Below are 243 nucleotides of genomic sequence, written 5' to 3'. Positions count from 1 at the left end.
ACGCCTACGACGCGGTGGGCGAGGCCGCCGAGACCGCACTCGCGAGGGCGGAGCGCTCCGGACACCGCGCCCAGTGGGCGGCCGTCTGCGCGGCGGTACGGAAGTGGGCGCTCGCCCACCCCCACGAGTACGCACTGATCTACGGCTCGCCCGTCCCCGGTTACACCGCCCCCCAGGACACCGTCGTCCCGGCAGGCCGCGTGGCGCTCGCCCTCATCTCCGTCGTCCGCGACGCCCACCGCG

General features: G+C 76.1%; 1 protein-coding gene. It reads left to right on the top strand.

Annotation, left to right across the window (positions count from 1 at the left end):
* Positions 1 to 243, top strand: a 243-nt coding sequence (locus J0695_RS33075) for a TetR-like C-terminal domain-containing protein (RefSeq protein ID WP_206968441.1), incomplete at both ends; no start/stop codon positions are given.

This window comes from Streptomyces beijiangensis (genome assembly GCF_017315755.1).
GTDB classification, from domain to species: Bacteria; Actinomycetota; Actinomycetes; order Streptomycetales; family Streptomycetaceae; genus Streptomyces; species Streptomyces beijiangensis.
Note: the sequence above shows the minus strand (reverse complement) of the source record. Positions and strands in the feature narration are given on the sequence as shown.